The following is an 18417-nucleotide window of genomic DNA, read 5'->3' as shown; positions in this document are numbered from 1 at the left end:
CGTTACCTTTTGTTCTTCATTTTTTGAGTTAGATCGTCACGCAAATTCATCAATTTTTTGCTGATACCCACTTTATAAATATGTGGATTGTCAAAACGCTTATGCTCGGGAATTACTTTTGTTAGTCGCTGTTTAGCGTATGTAGCGCTTTCTTTTGGGGTAGGAATATCAATGATCAATTTACCATTTTGCATAACTTTGCTTAGCAGATACTCGGCGTTAAAGTTTGTAACGGTGGCATGCTTGGCTGGATAGTGGGGATGATATATAGTTTCAACATTTTCTTCGTTGTTGAGAACAATGCCATCGCCATAAAAAGTGCCGTCATCACCGCTGTATCGGATGACCTTTTTGCGTCCCGGAAGCGTAATTTTCTCAATATTTTCAGATATTTTTAGCTTTGGTTCATTATTAATAGATGCCAGCTTATATACGCCATCCAAAGCGGGACTATCCTGACCGGTGACAAGACGAGTTCCAACACCAAAAAGGTCAATTGGGGCATCCTGACTTATCAAACTTTTTATAAGTCGTTCATCAAGTTGGTTGGATGCTGCTATTTTAACGTATTCCAACCCGGCTTCATCAAGCTGTTTGCGAGCCTGTCGGGAAAAATAAGCTAAGTCACCGCTATCTAATCGAATCCCTTTCAGATTATACCCCTTTTTCTCCAATTCCTTACCCACTTTGATTGCATTGGGGACTCCGCTGTTAAGCGTATCGTAGGTATCGACCAAAAGAATACAATCATCAGGATAATATTTAGCATATTGACGAAATGCTGTGAGTTCATCGTCAAAAGATTGTATCCAGGAGTGTGCCATAGTGCCATTAGCTGGAATATTATCCCGGAAAGAACTGAATACGTTTGACGTGGCCTCAACGCCACCGATATAGGCTGCTTTACTCGCTTGAATACCGCCATATCCCTGGGCTCGTCGTAATCCAAAATCGAGTACCTTTCGATTACCTGCAGCATATTTCATCCGTGAAGCTTTTGTGGCAATTAGTGACTCGAAGTTTAGAATATTTAACAGCAGAGTCTCTAATATTTGAGCCTCGATTATATTGCCCTCTATGCGGACAATAGGCTCGGTAGGGAAAACAATTTCTCCTTCTTTCGCGGAAAAAATATCGGCTGATAAATTAAAGTTGCGCAAGTACTCAAGGAACTCTTGTCTAAACCCTTGCTTGGCCAAATATGCAATTTCATCTTCGTGAAAACGGAAGTCTCGCAACGTTTTGAGAAGATCTCCAAGACCTGCAAAAATAACATAACCTCCTTTAAACGGGAGATCACGAAAGAAGTAGTCGAAGGTGGCTTCTTCATTTTGTCGTCCTGCCAAGAAGTAACCCTGAGCCATTGTAAGCTCATAATAATCAGTATATAGCGCTGGGCGCTCAAGTAATGTTGAATGGTCGGGTTGTACTAAACTCATAATATATATGCTGTTACAAATTAAAACCATCGGAAGATAACCAATACAATATAGAAGCTGTAACTATTTTGGTGATTATTCAGTTACGATTAAGGCACGAATGTAAATGACTGATTGTACATATGCTTTGCTATATTTACTTATACTAAAATATATAAGTTCTGATTTTTGGTTGGAAAAAGCTGTTTTTATATCTGTAAAGGTGGTTATAATTTGTATATTTGCACCCAAATTTTACTAATTGTAAGAACTGGTGTTTGTGAACTTTAATAGCAATTGGCTCATTGTCATATTGGTTTTAGTGGGGGTTATGCTTGCAAGTTGTGCTACCCCTACATCTCCAACAGGGGGTCCTGCTGATGAAAAGGGACCAGAAATTATCCGTACCGAGCCTGAAACGGGCACAACTAACTTTAAAGGACAAAGTATTACGCTTCATTTTTCTGAATTTGTGGAGCGCTCTTCGCTCAATCAGGCCATAGTTATCGAGCCTGATATTGGCATTTCATATAATATTGACTGGGGACGGAAGTCTGCTGAAGTGGAGTTTGAGAGCCAAATCCCGGATTCAACTACACTTATTTTAACTGTTGGGACTGACTTAACTGACACGAATAATAATGGGATGTCTTCCCCCAAAAAGATTGCAGTTTCCACAGGTTCAGAAATTGACGAAGGAGAGATTATCGGGAAAGTTATTGATGTAGTGACGGGAGAAGGATCGGAAGGTAAGCGCGTCTTACTTTATCGTGAGCCGTATGATTTAACCTCAAAAGCTGATTATATAGCCTCTACAGATACATCGGGACAGTTTCAATTCTCTTATCTTCCACAAGGGAAATTTAAACTTTTCTGGGTAGATGATCGCAATAGAAATAAAATTTGGGATCCACAGCAGGAAAGAGCACAACCGTTCAAAAAAGAATTTGTGACCTTGGGAAAAGGGGAAAAGGATACCCTTGGAACACTATTTTCCACCTCAGTAGATACAACTAAGCCGACCTTGCAAGGCGTGGGATTATTTTCATCAAATCGCATGCGTATGCGGTTTAGTGAAGATATTGTACTATCTGACACTGCCAATATTGTTATAACAGATACTTTGGGCAATGAGTATGGTCCTGCCTGGCCGCTATATACTCAGCCAAATGGACCTTACATCTTGTTCGCTCACAGCAGGGATTCATTGGCAGAGGAGACGAGTTACAGCCTAAGCATGAACGGTATTTTTGATGGATCAGAAAACCCGGTTGCCAATTATACCGGTTCATTTACCGGTTCCGCCCAAGAAGATACTACGCAACAAAGAATCATAAAAAGAAACACAGTGTCAGGTTACTACCCCGGGGAACCGTTTAAAATTACTTATGCCAAGCCTATAAATGAATCTACAATTATAGATTCGCTTAAAGTTGTGGAAGGAGATTCCCTTATTGATATCTGGCCAAATGTTGATACTGAACAGAATGTGTTACGTATAATCCCTGATAAACAATGGAAAGACGGGGTAGAGTATGAGGTTCGAGTCTGGGATCCGGCCGTGGAGGATTATCGTAAGTTTGATCCTGAAATCTGGCATTCCTCACAAATGGGATCGTTGAATATTATAATGGAAGATTCAACACGTAGTAATATTCGGTTGAGTTTAGAAAATGAAGAGTCGGGAATTAAAAGGGATACTGTGTTTACAGATCAAATTGAAATCGATAATTTACCGCCCCTAAGTTATAAACTGGCGGTGTATCACGATGAAAATACCAACGGCCGCTGGGATTATGGGCAGGTAGATCCATTTGAAAAACCCGAACCTTACTATATTAGAAGACAGGTACCGGTAGAAAAAGGACTTACCGGCGACCTTACGATCAAATTCCCCAATTAGATCAGAATTTGTAGTCTCTCTGTTTGATGAAAAAGAAGCTCAAAAAACTAACGCCATTCATAAGTATAATCTTCTTCGTCTTTGCGTTGTGGTTCCTTGATCAGGAACTGCAGCAGTATGAGATGTCTGAAGTGTTGACCCAACTTTCGGATATTCCCAATCAATATATTCTGTTTTCGCTGGTACTCTCATTTTTGAGCTATCTGCTCTTAACAGGATATGATGCTCTTGGTGTACGATATATTGGAGAAAAGCTCGAGGCGGGTAAAATTATTCGCGCAGGCTATGTAGGTTATGCATTTAGCCACAATATCGGTCTGGCTTTGATAACAGGTGGTTCTATCCGATATCGTATTTATTCGGTTTGGGGATTTACGGGCATGCAGGTTACCCAAATTGTTGCATTTAGCGCATTCACCCTTTGGATAGGTTTTTGCTCGATTGGGGGCCTTGCTTTACTGTTTGCAACGCCCAACCTGCCGAATAATGTAACGGTACCATTTGTCTCGCTTCGGGTACTGGGGATAATTCTGTTGGTAATGGTAGTAGGATATGTGATTGCAAGTGCAAAGGTTAAGGATGAAATTTCGTTTAAAAGCTGGACCTTTCGGTTTCCTAACCTCAAACTTTCACTCCAGCAGGTAGTTATTGCGTCGATAGACTGGCTCTTGATGGCGTCTGTACTGTTTGTGTTGTTGCCCGATGTAGGGATCAACTTTTTTAGTTTTGTCGGCATATTTATGCTGGCTCAGATCGCAGGGTTATTTAGTCAAGTGCCTGGTGGACTTGGTGTATTTGAATCGATCATGCTGATATACCTGGGCAACTTTATACCGGGATCTCAAGTGTTGGGAATCATGGTAGTATATCGCATTATTTACTATATACTGCCGCTATTGGGGGCAATAGTTGTGTTGGGTTATCAAGAGTATATCGTCAATCGACGCAAAGTAAAACTATTGCAGCGCAAAGCCGCTAACTGGGTTCCTCGTGTTGTGCCCCAGGTGATGAGTTTTTCCGTGTTTATCGGAGGGGCCATTCTACTTTTTTCAGGGGCCGTCCCTTCTGAAGTTCCCCGTATGGAGTGGCTTCAGCATTTTGTACCGTTGCCGGTTATCGAGATGTCGCACTTTTTTGCCAGCTTGGTTGGAGCTGCGTTACTGGTATTGGCCAGTGGGCTCCAGCGTCGTAGTGATGGTGCGTACCACTTAACGGTTGGGCTGCTCGTATTCGGTATATTGTTTTCATTGCTAAAAGGAGCTGATTACGAAGAGGCTTCCATGTTGTCAGTGATGCTTGTTGCGCTGATCCCCTGTCGTGATGAATTTCATCGCAAAGCATCATTAATGGACCAGTTCTTTTCAGCTCGTTGGTTTACCTTAATTTTGATGGTATTGGCCAGTGCCATTTGGCTTGGCATGTTTTCCTATGGACACGTTGAATACCAGAAAGAACTTTGGTGGCAGTTTTCTTTAATGGGGGATGCCCCTCGATATATGCGGGCAATGGTTGCAGTATTGGGGTTTTCCGTTATTTTGGGATTATTGAAATTAATTAGACCAAAGCATAAAGAAACAAAGGAGCCGGGTGAACAGGAACTTCTGGTTGCAAAAGATATTAGTAGCAGATCACTGCATTCAATATCCAATCTTGTACTGCTCGGGGACAAAGAATTATTACTCAATGACTCCAACTCTTCTTTTATAATGTTCGCCAGGGAAGCGCAAAATTGGGTAACGTTAGGAGATCCTGTGGGCCCCGCCAACGAGGCTGAGGAGTTAATATGGGAATTTTATGATGAGTGTTCTAATCAGGGATATAGTCCCATATTTTATCAGGTGGGGGAGGATTATTTAGAAGAATATGTGGATTTAGGGCTTACTCTTTACAAGTTGGGTGAGGAAGCGCATATCGGTTTGCCCGGTTTTGATCCGGAAAAATCCATCCATAATAAAGTTTGGTCGGGTTACCAAGAGCTTGAACAACGAAATTACAGTTTCGAAATCATACCGCAGGAGTCGGTACCCTCTTATTTATCTGATCTGAAAGCCATTTCAGACATCAGCCTTCGGGCAAGAAATAAAAAAGAACGAGGATTTTCGGTTGGATATTTTGATGAAGATTATCTAAGCCAATTTCCTATAGCTGTGGTTAAACAAGGAGAAAATCTGCTTGCGTTTGCTAATGTTCTGCAAGGGGCTGGCAAATACGAGTTGGCTACCGATTTACTTCGTTATCGGCCAGAATCACCGGCAGGCATTATTGATTATATGTTAATTCATACGATGCTTTGGGGAAAACAGGAGGGATTTAAATGGTTCAATTTAGGTATGGCACCGCTTTCGGGAATGGATGAACATGATTTTTCACCGGGGTGGAATAAGTTGGCCAGCTTTGTGTATACCTACGGTGAAAATATCTATGGCTTTAAAAAGGTAAGAAGATATAAAAGTCAGTTTAATCCAACTTGGAAGCCTAAATTTTTAGTTGGTCCCGGAGGGTGGTCGATGCCTCGTGCACTGTCAAATCTTACCAATATTGTTTCCGGTGGTTTTGATAGCATTATGACAAAGAAGTAAGGTAGCTTATGAAGTTCCAGCCGATAAATAATGTCCCTTAATTTTCTTACCTTCCGTTCTAAAGCATACAACAGAAATTGAGAAAAATATTATGTCTGAAGACACAATGACCTCTGATCAAGCTACCGAATCCGCTGCAGAAGAGCACACAAAAACAAAAAATAGTAGTCAGCAGGAAGTTTATGATGCCAATCACAAGATTCGTTTTGTAACGGCTGCCAGTCTCTTTGACGGCCATGACGCCAGTATTAATATTATGCGTCGTATTTTGCAGAGTAGCGGGGCCGAGGTAATTCACCTCGGGCATAACCGATCTGTACAGGAAATTGTTGACTGTGCCATCCAAGAAGATGTACAAGGTATTGCCGTAAGCTCGTATCAGGGCGGACATATGGAGTACTTCAAATACATGGTGGAGTTGCTTGAGGAGCGTGGAGCTTCTCATATTAATGTTTTTGGTGGCGGCGGCGGTGTCATAGTAGATGAAGAGATAGAGGAACTGCACGAGGCGGGAGTATGTCGCATATTTTCTGTTGAGGATGGAAGTAAAATGGGGCTACAGGGTATGATCAATTTCATGCTCGAAAAATGCGATTTTGATACCGCTGAGGTTGAAGAAGTAAACGCCCAGGATATTACTAAAAGGGATACAATAGCGATTGCTCGTTGTATTTCAGCCTTAGAGAATAAGCACGAAGATGTCATTTCTTTCAAGGATGACCAGCTGTTTGATGGCAAAGGAAATTTGATACCATCTCAAAAGAACGGGAATCCCATCCCGTTGATCGGAATTACCGGAACGGGTGGAGCGGGAAAAAGTTCGCTCACGGATGAACTCATCAGGCGCTTTCTAACGGAATTTGACGATATAAATATTGCGGTTATTTCCATTGATCCCTCAAAAATACGCACGGGTGGAGCGTTGTTAGGTGATCGAATCCGCATGAACAGCCTCGATCCAGAGCGTGTGTACATGCGAAGCCTTGCAACCCGGGCTAGTAATCGAACTACCAGTGAGGCCATAAAAGGTGCTATTGAAGTTTGTAAAACCGCTGGCTTTGATCTGGTAATTGTGGAAACCAGTGGCATTGGTCAAAGTGATACTGAAATTGTAAATATTTCGGATATCCCATTATATGTAATGACCAGTGAGTATGGGGCGGCAACGCAGTTGGAAAAGATAAATATGTTGGACTTGGCCGAATTGGTGGTCCTCAATAAGTTTGAAAAGAAAGGCTCGTTGGATGCACTGCGTGATGTTCGCAAACAGATGAAACGCAACAGAGGGGCCTGGGATCTTGATCCCGAAGCAATGCCGGTGTATCCCACGATAGCAGCTCAATTTAACGATGAGGGAGTCAATCGTCTTTTTAAAGCAATCGTGGATAACGTTAACGATCATTACAGTATTAATTGGGAAACAGAGTTGTATACCAACCCTGAACCGGCAGAAGATATACAGGCACAATCTATTATTCCCGGGAAACGTCAGCGTTATTTGTCAGATATTTCTGATACCATTCGTGATTATCACAGTTGGGCAGAACAACAGGTTGATATTGCCAGTAAACTGGAAAATGTAACCGGTACCATTGAGCAAATTGATCGCTGGGATCCTGATGAGAAGGATGAGCTAAAAGTAAAGCTTAAATCGATGCGGGAGCATTGGCTCAGTAAGTTGGATGCACGTTGCAAGAAGATCCTTGAACAATGGGACGATCTTTATGAAGAGTATCAGCAAGAATATGTAGAAGTACAGGTTCGTGACAAAACCTTTAAAAATAAAATGTATCGGGAATCACTCAGTGGGCTTAAAATTCCTAGAGTGGCTCTTCCCAAAACAAAACACAAAGGAGAACAGCTCAAATTTGCTCTTAAAGAAAATCTACCCGGATATTATCCCTTTACAGCCGGCGTGTTTGAATTTAAGCGCGAAGGAGAAGATCCTACTCGGATGTTTGCCGGAGAGGGAAATCCCGAGAGAACCAATAAACGTTTTCATTATTTGAGTGAAGGAATGCCCGCAGCGCGATTGTCAACAGCATTTGATTCAGTAACACTGTATGGCGAAGATCCTGACCATCGACCTGATATTTATGGAAAGGTGGGTAACTCCGGGGTTAGTATTTGTACCCTTGATGATATGAAGAAGCTCTACTCAGGCTTTGAGCTTACCTCTCCGAAAACGTCGGTTTCAATGACGATTAATGGTCCGGCCCCGATGATTCTGGCGATGTTTATGAATACGGCTATTGACCAGGAAGTAGAACGATATCTCAAAGAAAATGGTAAGTGGGAAAAGGCAAAGGAAAAAATTAAAGAACATTTTAACGAGCGGGATGTAGAAGCCCCGGAATACAATAATGAATTGCCCGATACCAACGATGGCTTTGGATTAGGTCTGTTGGGTATTACCGGTGATAAGTTAATAGATGATGAAACGTATGAGGAAATCAAAGAAGAGGCGCTTTCGGTGGTTCGCGGAACTGTTCAGGCGGATATTCTGAAAGAAGATCAGGCGCAAAATACCTGTATTTTCTCTACCGAATTTGCGCTGAAAATGATGGGCGACATCCAGCAATATTTTACAGAGCATGAGGTGCGGAATTATTACTCAGTGTCAATTTCAGGATATCACATTGCTGAGGCTGGTGCCAATCCTATAACCCAGGCGGCCTTTACACTGGCTAACGGGTTTACATATGTAGAATATTATTTGTCTCGCGGTATGGATGTGGATGAATTCGCCCACAACCTGTCTTTCTTTTTTAGCAATGGTCTCGATCCCGAGTATGCGGTCATTGGTCGTGTGGCACGACGTATCTGGGCGGTGGCAATGCGGGAGAAATATGGCGCAAACGAACGATCACAAAAGCTGAAATATCACATTCAAACCAGTGGGCGTTCATTACATGCACAGGAAATTCAGTTTAATGATATTCGCACGACCTTACAGGCGCTCATGGCTATATATGACAACTGTAATTCATTGCATACCAATGCTTATGATGAGGCCATTACCACTCCCACTGAAGAATCGGTGCGACGTGCCTTGGCTATTCAGCTGATCATTAATAAGGAAATGGGACCGGCCAAGAACGAAAATATTAATCAAGGTTCTTACTTTATTGAAGAATTAACCGACCTGGTAGAAAAGGCTATTCTTTCCGAATTTGATCGTCTTACTGAGCGAGGCGGTGTACTTGGGGCTATGGAAAGCATGTATCAGCGGGGCAAGATTCAGGATGAGAGCCTGCATTATGAGTCTAAAAAACACAGCGGTGAACTTCCGATTATCGGCGTCAATACCTTTAAAAATGAAGATGCCGAAAGTGCAGAGGACGAAAAAGAAGTTGACTTAATCCGTTCTACCAAAGAAGAAAAAGAACAACAAATCGATAGCGTAGAAGCCTTTTGGGAGCGTAATGAGGACGAAGCAGAGGAAGCGATCGAACGCCTGAAAGAAGTGGCTCGCCAAAATGGTAATATCTTTGAAGAGCTTATGGAAACAGTAAAAGTGGCATCGCTGGGACAAATTTCAAATGCACTTTATGAAGTTGGTGGACAGTACCGCCGAAATATGTAAACATTTCTAATTATCAATCGGTCAAAATGAAGAAAATATGCATTTTTACAGGATTACTATTTCTGTCTTTCGGCATTGTACAAGCTCAAATAACTGATTTTGAGGCAAAAATATATGCAGACAGTACTGGGAATGAACTGAAATATCGGCTTTTAAAGCCTGTTGACTATGATAGTACCAAGAATTATCCGCTCGTTTTATTTTTGCATGGGGCCGGAGAACGAGGGAATGATAACTATAGCCAATTAAAGTGGGGGGTATCACATTTTGCAGAACCCAAATTTAGAGAACGATATCCCGCTTTTGTTGTTGCTCCACAAGTCCCAAAAGAACAGTATTGGTCTACATTAAGCTCTGTTCGAGACACAAGTTCTTTTACTCAGCCTATGGCGGAAGAACCGAGTCCACCAATGAGAATGACGATTGCATTGCTGAAAGAGCTTCAGGAGAAGTACTCCGTGGATTCTGATCGTCTGTATGTGACTGGTCTTTCGATGGGAGGATTTGGTACGTTCGATCTGATACAGCGTTTTCCCAATAAATTTGCTGCTGCCATTCCAATTTGCGGTGGAGGAGATTTGACCCGAGCTTTTATGCTTACTGATATTCCTTTATGGGTTTTCCACGGGACGCTGGATGAAGTTGTTCACCCTGCGTTTTCCCGTTCTATGGTCGAAGCTATACGAATTGCCGGTGGAGAACCCGGCTTTACAGAGTATCCGGATGAGGACCATATCGGAGCGTGGGTTCAAGCGTATCGAAACCCACATCTTTATGAATGGATGTTTAGTAAAGAACGATGACTCGACGGGTGATTAATAGTTTAAATACCATATAAAAGATCTCTCGAATTTGTTGAAGCACATAAAAAAGCCCGAACCTGATAATAAAAGTTCGGGCTTTTTAAATAAAACAAAGAATTACATTCTACTTTTCAGTAGCTGCGAGCATACCCAGTAATCGTTCTGCTTCTGTTACCTGGTCGCTGTTGCTATATTCATTTATAATTTTTTGAGCATATTGCTGGGCTTTTTCAGTACTTCCCGCATCTTGGTAAGCATTTGCGGCTTCGAGGTAATTATAAGGAGTGGTAGAATCATTGACATCCCATTCTGCTGCTTTTACATACAGTGCAGCGGCTTCAGCATGATTCCCCAGCTCGGTATGAATAACGGCATGGAAGGAGAGAGGACCCACTCCCATAATACCTTCAGGCACTTCATAATTTTCTATATACTGTAAAGCTTCCTTTGGATTACCAAGTTTATAAGTACTCACAGCGGCATAATAGCGAGCAAGATTTGCGGCATCCGTCATGCCGTAGTTATTGATGATCTGTTCAAACCCTACTGTGAAATCGGTATCAGAGCCTGTCAGGGCTTTTTCGTAGTTGCCTTGCAGGTATGCTTGTGTAGCATATCCCATCAGTTCTTGTGCTTCACTTTCTTGAGCTTCAGCGTAGTAATAATATCCCAAGGAGCCTCCAATAAGAATAATGAGTGCTATAGCTGTGCCAATGACAGTGTTTTTATTTTGATCATAAAAACTCTGGGCCTTTGAAAAAGTTTCAAGGAGTACGTCTTGTTCTAATTCTTCTTTTACTTGTTTCTTACTCATGGTTTAAACTTGTTGTCGGTTGATTTCAGAAGTAGCTGAAAATATGATTGTTTTCTTTGATAGTAAAATTTAAAGGATCTCTAGCTTGCCTTTAGAAAGTTGATAAATGGTATCAGATCTGTTGGCGATTTCTTTTTCATGGGTAATGAGGAGAATACTGACATCCTCAATTTCCCGCAGATTAAAGAGATAATCCAAAATCACAGAGGTGTTGTCCTCATCAAGATTACCGGTTGGTTCATCAGCAAGGATTAAGTCAGGGCTATTCATTAGAGCACGGGCCATTGCCACACGTTGTTGCTCGCCCCCTGATAGTTGTGTAGGGCGGTGTTCGGCCCGATCGGGGATGCCGAACTCGCTTAACAGGAAGCGAGCTCTCTGTCCGGCTTTTTCGGGGGTTTCCCCTCTGATAAGGGCAGGCATCATAATATTCTCAAGCGCAGTGAACTCGGGTAACAAATGATGAAATTGGAATACAAACCCTAACTTGTTATTTCTAAAACTAGCCAGCGATTCTCGATCCAAATCATAAATAGATTTCTCTTCCCATAGTACGGTGCCGGCATTGGGTTTATCAAGTCCTCCGAGGGTATGAAGCAGTGTGCTTTTTCCGCTACCGCTGACGCCAATTACAGTTGAAATAGATCCCTTTTCAATACCTATGGAGGTATTATCCAAGACGGTTAACGTACCATTACCGGACTCCGTCTCGTACTGCTTGGTAATATTTTTTCCTTCTAAAATAATCGACATTGGAAAATATTACTCTTCAAGGTTGCTTCTGTTAAATCCGGGGTAAACAATAGGCTCAATGTATTCGCATTTGGCTGTGTCGGTGTCTACTTTCGCAAGAAGGGCACAAAGGTGATTATTGCCATTAGCTAACCGATAGCGATGAGGTGTAGCCAATTTAAAACGATTCATAGATACATTCTTGTCCATACCCAAAACCGAGTCAAACGAGCCGGTCATCCCCACATCACTGATATATCCCGTTCCCTTCGGAAATATTCGTGCATCGTTGGTAGGAACATGAGTGTGTGTGCCCACCATTACCGAAACATCACCATCGAGGTGCCAGGCCAAAGCCAGTTTTTCAGCAGTGGCTTCGGCATGGAAGTCTATAAAAACGATATCAGTTTCTTGGTTCATCCGCTCGATAACCCAATCTGCTGTATTAAATGGGCAGTCAATATCCGGCAAAAAAGTACGGCCCTGCAGATTAAGTACGCCAATTTTATGGTCGAAATTGGGAATATCATAGACCCCAAAACCATAGCCGGGATTTCCTTTGGGATAATTCATGGGGCGCAAAATATTACCGTCCTCTTTCATGTAATCAAAAACTTTCCACTTGGCAAAAGAGTGGTTCCCACCTGTGATGACATGAACGCCCAGATCGTATAGACGCTTAATGATAGATCTGTTAATGCCTTTTCCTTCGTGCGAATTTTCACCATTGGCGATAACAAAGTCAGCGTCATACTTATCAATAAATCCGGGTAGTACCGTCTCGAGTAAACTCAGCCCCGGCTCACCTACAATATCACCAACAAAAAGTATATTAATCAGATCTTTCGACATGCTGTTGATAATTAAAACAGAAATAGCTTCTAAAATGAAGCTGTAAAAGTAAGGAAAATAATGGCCTTATCAGAATTGAATTGAGAGACTATTGGCGTATCTCTTCAATAAAATTTTCAAGAGACTTATTGACATTTTTCAGTGTTTTATCCTCTTGCTGGTTGAGCTCCCGGTTTCTTTTTCGTTCTTCAAAAAGTTCTTCAGCGATGCTGAGGGCAGCAAGGGTCATAATTGTAGTATCAGGCTGTTTGTTGAGCTCCTTTTTATATTGACGAAATTTATCGTCAACGTATCCGGCAATACGTTTCATTGCCTCTTCTTCAGATTCTTCAACCTTAAGCGGGTATTGCTTGCCAAGTATCGTTATTTTTATCGATTTCATTGATTGTCCTCCAGATGATTATCAATTTTCGATATTAAGCCTAATACTTGGTGACGCAGGGAAAGCCGCTCCGATTCCGAGATAGCAGAGTAGATATCGGTCTGTCCATCCTGAATTTCTTTCAATTTAGAACGCAGATCGCTGTTCTCTTTTTTAAGGTCCTTGATTTCATCATTCAGAGACTGAACCTCCTCACGAATTTCGTCAAGTAACTCGTGGAACTGCTCCTGATATGGACTTTCGTTTGATAACACAATTCGGAATTATTGTCGAAGTTTTGCTGAATACTGCTTTTCAAGAACCTTTAGAACTTTATTAATTATAGGTTCTACATCCTTGATAGTCAATGTCTTTTCTTTATCAAGGAAAGAAAGTCTGAACGCAATACTTTTTTTGTTTTCTCCAAGTGATTCTCCCTCGAAAACGTCAAAAACATCCAGTTCTTTAAGTGAATCTCCGGCTGTATTCTCAATAGTTTCCAGCAGGTCACCGGCTTTGACGTGGGAATCAACAACAACGCCAAAATCAAAATCAAAAGCCGGGAATTTTGATACTTCCTGGTATTGCTTGATGCTTATCTGCTGATGTACTTCTTGGATTTTTGTAAGCGAAAGTTCAGCAGCAAATGCTGGTAGCTCAATATCGTAATTTTCTCGTAACGCTTTGGGTATTTCAAAGATTTGTCCTATTTCTGAATCCTCAAAAGTATAAAGCAATTTGTTCTGATCATCGGCCTTTTGGGTTAAAGCATCTAGAAGGTCAAACTGTTGTAAAAAGTTCTCTACCGGAGCTTTGAGATCAAAAACATCATAGTGTTTTGGATCGGTTTTCCAGTGTTCAATGGTTTTAAATCCGGCCAGACCAAACAGGATATTAGTTTGCTCCTTAATATTCGAATGATACGTTCCTTCATTAGCCTTTTCAAAAACATTCCCCACTTCAAAAAAACGAACCTGTCGAACTTTGCGATTGAAGTTATAAGCTACTGATGTCAAAAAACCGTACAGCAGGGAAGGTCGCAGGGTGGTCATATCCGCAGATATGGGATTAAGGGTGTGAATCATGTTTTCCAGATCTCCGAGCAACCTGGCATCTTCTTCAGGCATCAGTGAGTTAGAATAAATTTCCCGAAACTGCATTCCTTTAGCTGTTTCCTTGGCTTTACTCAACAGCTGTTCCCAATCGGTTAGTGGTTCGGGTGATGTAAACTTCCCGTGTTTGGGCGTGGGAATGTTGTTGTAATCAAACAGACGTCCGACTTCTTCGATTAGATCCACCTCACGTTCTAAGTCGGGTCGGAATGTGGGGATCGAATAGGTTAGGGCGCTTTCATTTTTGTCTATCAGTTCAAACTCAAGTCCCTGCAGTATCTCTTCAATTTTATCTGTGCTAAAATCTGTACCCAAAAGACGATTGACGTATGATTTACGAAGGGGAAGTTCTTTGGCTTCAGTTTTTATGGGATGCACGTCTGTGCAAGCATCAACAACGGTACCTCCTGCAGTGTCGACCATTAGTTCGGCTGCTCGTTCAGCCGCAATACGCTGTAACTGAGGATCTACGCCTCGCTCAAAGCGATAGGAGGCATCTGACTGTAGTACCTGTTCTTTGGCCGTCTTCCGGATAGTAGCGGGATCAAAATAGGCGCTCTCGATGAGAACATTTGTTGTGTTTTCGCTGACTTCTGAGTCTACGCCGCCCATGATACCTGCCATGGCCACCGGCTCTTCTCCGTCACAAATAAAAAGCGTTCCGGCTGAGCAGGTTCGGTTTACATGATCCAGTGTTTCAAATTCTATTTCTTCATCAAAATCCTTAATGATAATCTTATTGTCCTTGATTGTGTTCGCGTCAAAACCGTGGAGAGGTTGTCCTAGTTCAAACATCACATAATTTGTGATATCAACGATATTGTTTATGGGGCGAACACCAATGGTTTTAAGTCGATTCTGCAGCCAATCGGGGGATTCCTTGACGGTTACATTTTTAACTAATTTTCCAACATAGCGATGACATTTTTCAGGTGATACAATCGTTATATCAAAATCATTCAGTGGGTTGGCCTCTTCAAAATCAGTATCAAAGGGTCTTTTGAGTTCCAGATTCAGTGCCGCCGCTAAGTCACGGGCAACTCCCAAATGACAGCTGGCATCGGGACGATTCGGAGTAAGCTCAATATCAATAATAAAATCCTGATATAAGTCAATTGCCTCATGCAGCGGAGTGCCGGGGATAAGGCTTTCATCAAGTACCATAATGCCGCTGTGATCATCCCCAAGCCCAAGCTCATCCTCCGCACAGATCATCCCGTTGGACTTTTCTCCGCGTAGCTTTGCTTTTCGGATAGTGAATGGTTCTCCGTCATCTGTTTCAACCGGAAGGGTAGTGCCAACCGTGGCAACCGGTACCTTTTGTCCGGCAGCTACATTATCGGCCCCGCAGATGATTTGATTCTGTTCTGATCCAATATTAACCTGACAGATACGCAAGCGATCGGCGTTGGGATGGGCGCTAACGTCGAGTACTTCCCCTATGACGACCCCATCAAGCTTACTTCCAAACTGTGTTACTTCTTCTACCTCTAAGCCAATAAGCGTAAGCTTTTCGGCTGTTTCTTCAGGAGAGAGGTCAAGATCAATAAATTCGTTGAGCCAGTTGTAAGAAATCTTCATGTAGCTACAAATAATTTGACGAATGTCATATCGAGCGGTAGCGAGATATCTTTACGTTGGATAAGATCTCTCCCTGCGGTCGAGATGACAACTGTGTTGTATTTATTTAATGAAATTGTTCTAAAAATCGGACGTCGTTGTTATAAAATATGCGAATATCATCAATTTGATGACGAAGCATGGCAATACGTTCAACGCCCATGCCCCAGGCAAATCCGGTATATTCTTCCGGATCAATATCTACGGCTTGCAATACGTTCGGATCGACCATCCCGGATCCAAGAATTTCAAGCCATTTTCCTTCGTCGTTAGGATCATTGGTTTCCCACCAGATATCCATTTCCAGACTGGGTTCTGTAAAAGGGAAATACCCCGGACGAATTCGATATTTTACATCAGAGCCAAACATTAGTTTAGCAAAGCTTATCAACGTTTCTTTGAGTTCAGCAATGCTTACATCAGTATCAATATAGAGAGCCTCAACCTGGTGGAAGAGGAAGTAGGATTTTGGCGAAACGGCCTCATTACGATATACACGTCCCGGCATAATGGCACGGATTGGAGGGGGGTGCTCCTGCATTAGTCGAATCTGAACAGGAGAAGTATGTGTGCGCAATACCAAGTCTTGTCCGTTCTCATTTTTTTCAATAAAAAAAGTATCCTGCTCATCACGTGCAGGGTGGTTCGGAGGAAAGTTCAATGCTGTAAAGTTGTGAAAATCATCCTCAATTTCTGGGCCGTCGGCTATCGAAAATCCGAGCCGATAGAAAATATTCTTCATCTCTTCCATCGTTTGAGTAAGTGGATGGTAAGAACCTGATGAATAGGGCGGAGCCGGAAGGGTAATATCATCAGTTGCTTTTAGATCGGCCGCTTCTTCTCGCTCCAATCGTTTTTCGGCTTTTTCAAAAGTTTGTTCAGCAAGATTTTTTACCTCATTCATGGCCCGGCCCACTTCGGCCTTCTTTTCATTCGGGACTTCGCTCATCCGCGAAAACATCGATTGTACTTTGCCATTCCGGGAGAGAAATTCCAGTCGGAATTCTTCAAGCTCTTCTTCGTTTGTTATGCTGTAGTCGGTAACTTCTTGCTTTAATTGTTTTATATCGTCGAGCATAAAAATATCTGTCGAAAATGATTTCAGCTATACATGAAGTACGCAATACGTTTTTCGCGAAAATAGGGCGTATGACGCATTGCGTTAGAATATGTTGAATCTATTTAATTAGTAGGAACCCTTCAATAGAAATAAAAAAACCGATCCTCCCGAAGATACGAGGGGACCGGTTTTTTAGATCTTGACACGCTATTAGCTTTGAGCTTCTTCAACAATAGCGGTGAATGTCTCCGGATCATTGACGGCAAGATCAGCCAAGACCTTGCGATTGATCTGAATATCTTTTTGTCCTAAGGCTCCCATCAGTCGCGAGTAGGTAGTACCATTTTGACGGGCAGCAGCATTAATGCGTGTAATCCAGAGCTTTCTGAATTCACGTTTGCGAACTTTACGATCGCGATACTGATACAGCATCCCTTTTTCGACCGTGTTCTTCGCAAACTTATAAACATTCTTTCGCTTGCCCCAGTAACCTTTCGCCTGTTTTAAAATCTTGCGGCGACGGCGACGGGAAGCCACCTTATTTCTTGATCGTGGCATTTTGTCTAATGTTTAAGAGTTAGTATTTGAATGATTAACTATATGGAAGCATTTGCTCGACATTTTTTTTCTGGGTTTCATCAACCTCAGTAACCTTGCCGAGTTTACGCTTCTTTCTACTTGTTTTTTTCGTGAGGATATGAGCCTTTCCGGCTTTTTTGCGCATATACTTACCGGAACCGGTTTTCTTAAAGCGCTTTTTAGCCCCACTATGTGATTTCATCTTTGGCATAACGAAATACCTTTAATTTTTTGGAATTATGGCTTGGAAGATAAGCAATTAAGGGTACAGATTAAACTCTTAATCGAAAGTTATTCTCAAAATAATCTGCATTGAATAACTCAATCATAAACGCATGCTATTTACATGAACACCCTGCTGAAGATGCTCTTCAACAGGGTGATGGTAAGAATAGTATCTGAATATAATTATTGGCAACTCAGATCATACAAGCCACCTATGAACCGCCCTTGCCGGTAGGCGCCAACATCATAATCATTCGGCGACCTTCCATATTTGGCTTAGATTCAATTTCGCTAACATCATCTAATTTTTCAGCCAAATCCTGAAGTAACTCTTCTCCTTTTTCGGTGTAAAGCATGTCACGGCCTCGGAATTGTACCGTAGCTTTCACCTTATCTCCACCTTCAAGAAATTCCCGTGCGTGACGCGTTTTAAACTCCAGGTCATGGTCATCGGTGTTGGGCCGGAATCGAAGCTCTTTTACCTGAACGGTATGCTGCTTCTTTTTAGCTTCTTTTTCCTTCTTTTTCTTTTTGTACATGTACTTACCGAAATCCAGCACCTTGCAAACCGGTGGCTTGGCATTGGGAGCTACTTCTACAAGATCGAGCCCATACGATTCTGCGATTTCTAATGCGCGATCGATGGGTACAATCTCATGTTCCTTTTCGACATCTTCGGGGTGTACCACCCGTACTTTTGATGCGCGGATTTCTTCATTGGCATTGGGACGATCATCATTGCCCCGTGGTCGTCGTCTTCTAGTTCTTGCGAT

15 protein-coding genes are annotated in these 18417 nt (G+C 42.2%); 4 read left to right on the top strand and 11 right to left on the bottom strand.

The features are described 5' to 3' along the window. Positions 1 to 2 precede the first annotated feature (2 nt). Positions 3 to 1439 carry a nicotinate phosphoribosyltransferase gene (locus tag ACT3IB_RS03295; protein ID WP_491537596.1) on the bottom strand — a complete coding sequence of 479 codons (1437 nt, stop codon included), beginning with the start codon at positions 1437 to 1439 and terminating at the stop codon, positions 3 to 5. A gap of 259 nt (positions 1440 to 1698) precedes the next feature. Here ACT3IB_RS03295 and ACT3IB_RS03290 point away from each other — a divergent pair, with 259 nt between their 5' ends. The 4 genes from ACT3IB_RS03290 (at position 1699) to ACT3IB_RS03275 (ending at position 10289) form a co-directional block, all read left to right on the top strand. Next, positions 1699 to 3321: an Ig-like domain-containing protein gene (locus tag ACT3IB_RS03290; protein ID WP_491537595.1), complete on the top strand. Its 1623-nt coding sequence runs from the start codon at positions 1699 to 1701 to the stop codon at positions 3319 to 3321. 26 nt (positions 3322 to 3347) lie between these two features. Beyond that, complete coding sequence (gene mprF, locus ACT3IB_RS03285; protein WP_491537594.1) at positions 3348 to 5900, top strand: bifunctional lysylphosphatidylglycerol flippase/synthetase MprF; 2553 nt, start codon at positions 3348 to 3350, stop codon at positions 5898 to 5900. A gap of 91 nt (positions 5901 to 5991) precedes the next feature. Further along, positions 5992 to 9486 carry a methylmalonyl-CoA mutase family protein gene (locus ACT3IB_RS03280; protein ID WP_491537593.1) on the top strand — a complete coding sequence of 1165 codons (3495 nt, stop codon included), beginning with the start codon at positions 5992 to 5994 and terminating at the stop codon, positions 9484 to 9486. A 26-nt stretch (positions 9487 to 9512) separates the two neighbouring features. Then, positions 9513 to 10289 carry a carboxylesterase family protein gene (locus tag ACT3IB_RS03275; protein WP_491537592.1) on the top strand — a complete coding sequence of 259 codons (777 nt, stop codon included), beginning with the start codon at positions 9513 to 9515 and terminating at the stop codon, positions 10287 to 10289. Positions 10290 to 10413: 124 nt separating this feature from the next. On the opposite strand, the gene ACT3IB_RS03270 is transcribed toward ACT3IB_RS03275, so the two are convergent. From ACT3IB_RS03270 to infC, 10 genes are all read right to left on the bottom strand, one after another. Further along, positions 10414 to 11103, bottom strand: a complete 690-nt coding sequence (locus tag ACT3IB_RS03270) for an outer membrane protein assembly factor BamD (RefSeq protein ID WP_491537591.1) — start codon at positions 11101 to 11103, stop codon at positions 10414 to 10416. 69 nt (positions 11104 to 11172) lie between these two features. Further along, the gene (locus ACT3IB_RS03265; RefSeq protein ID WP_491537590.1) at positions 11173 to 11856 is read right to left on the bottom strand and encodes an ABC transporter ATP-binding protein; all 684 of its coding nucleotides are present in this window, start codon (positions 11854 to 11856) and stop codon (positions 11173 to 11175) included. Positions 11857 to 11865: 9 nt separating this feature from the next. Beyond that, the gene (locus ACT3IB_RS03260) at positions 11866 to 12687 is read right to left on the bottom strand and encodes a TIGR00282 family metallophosphoesterase (RefSeq protein ID WP_491537589.1); all 822 of its coding nucleotides are present in this window, start codon (positions 12685 to 12687) and stop codon (positions 11866 to 11868) included. An 88-nt stretch (positions 12688 to 12775) separates the two neighbouring features. Next, on the bottom strand, positions 12776 to 13069 hold the full coding sequence (locus tag ACT3IB_RS03255) for a cell division protein ZapA (protein WP_491537588.1): 294 nt from the start codon (positions 13067 to 13069) through the stop codon (positions 12776 to 12778). Then, the gene (locus ACT3IB_RS03250; protein WP_491537587.1) at positions 13066 to 13323 is read right to left on the bottom strand and encodes a hypothetical protein; all 258 of its coding nucleotides are present in this window, start codon (positions 13321 to 13323) and stop codon (positions 13066 to 13068) included. Before ACT3IB_RS03250 ends, ACT3IB_RS03255 begins: the two co-directional genes overlap by 4 nt. A 9-nt stretch (positions 13324 to 13332) precedes the next feature. Continuing rightward, entirely contained in the window at positions 13333 to 15741 is a 2409-nt protein-coding gene (gene pheT / locus ACT3IB_RS03245) for a phenylalanine--tRNA ligase subunit beta (protein ID WP_491537586.1), read from the bottom strand. 106 nt (positions 15742 to 15847) lie between these two features. Then, the gene (gene pheS, locus ACT3IB_RS03240) at positions 15848 to 16858 is read right to left on the bottom strand and encodes a phenylalanine--tRNA ligase subunit alpha (RefSeq protein WP_491537585.1); all 1011 of its coding nucleotides are present in this window, start codon (positions 16856 to 16858) and stop codon (positions 15848 to 15850) included. Between the two features lie 192 nt (positions 16859 to 17050). Continuing rightward, on the bottom strand, positions 17051 to 17398 hold the full coding sequence (gene rplT, locus ACT3IB_RS03235; RefSeq protein ID WP_342522742.1) for a 50S ribosomal protein L20: 348 nt from the start codon (positions 17396 to 17398) through the stop codon (positions 17051 to 17053). Between the two features lie 34 nt (positions 17399 to 17432). Beyond that, entirely contained in the window at positions 17433 to 17630 is a 198-nt protein-coding gene (gene rpmI / locus ACT3IB_RS03230) for a 50S ribosomal protein L35 (protein ID WP_491537584.1), read from the bottom strand. A gap of 226 nt (positions 17631 to 17856) precedes the next feature. Further along, entirely contained in the window at positions 17857 to 18417 is a 561-nt protein-coding gene (gene infC, locus ACT3IB_RS03225; RefSeq protein WP_491537676.1) for a translation initiation factor IF-3, read from the bottom strand.

This window comes from Fodinibius sp. GM21 (assembly GCF_058386955.1).
This window is presented reverse-complemented; position numbering and strand designations above follow the sequence as displayed.